Source organism: Lactobacillus nasalidis, from assembly GCF_016587775.1.
Classification (GTDB): domain Bacteria; phylum Bacillota; class Bacilli; order Lactobacillales; family Lactobacillaceae; genus Lactobacillus; species Lactobacillus nasalidis.
This window is the reverse complement of the sequence record NZ_BOCG01000300.1, coordinates 1-435: the sequence shown is the minus strand read 5'-3', so window position 1 is coordinate 435 and position 435 is coordinate 1. Positions and strand designations below refer to the sequence as shown.

Annotated in this window: 1 protein-coding gene and 1 riboswitch; the gene reads left to right on the top strand. The window is 53.8% G+C overall.

All coding sequences use genetic code 11. The features are described from left to right. A riboswitch (purine riboswitch) is annotated at positions 1-72 on the top strand. This riboswitch is flagged as partial in the annotation. Between the two features lie 85 nt (positions 73-157). Next, positions 158-435 (top strand): type I phosphoribosyltransferase (locus lacNas_RS05345; protein WP_507762772.1); only part of this gene is annotated, 278 nt, incomplete at its 3' end.

Here is a 435-nt window from a genome sequence, read left to right as displayed (position 1 = left end):
ATCGCCGCGATACGGGCGGCAGTCTCTACCCGGAGCCGTAAACTCCGGACTATAGGTATTAGGAGACGCCGGCCCTGGCCGGCTGCTTCTTTTGCCTAGCTTTGGCGAAAGAAGCTTTTTTGTTTGTCGGATGTTTTTGTTTTTTAAAAGGAGTCACATGGAACTTTTAGAAGAACGGATTAAGAAAGACGGCGTCGTTCTGCCAGGCGACGTCTTGAAGGTCAACTCATTTCTCAACCACCAGATCGACCCGCAATTGATGATGACCCTGGGCGAGGAATTTGCCCGCCTCTTCAAGGATGCCGGCGTCACCCGGGTCCTTACCGCTGAAGCCAGCGGGATTGCTCCTGGCATCATGGCGGCCTACTGCCTGGGCGTGCCGATGGTTTTTGCCAGAAAAAAGAAGCCTTCAACCGTCACTGACGACGTCTACAC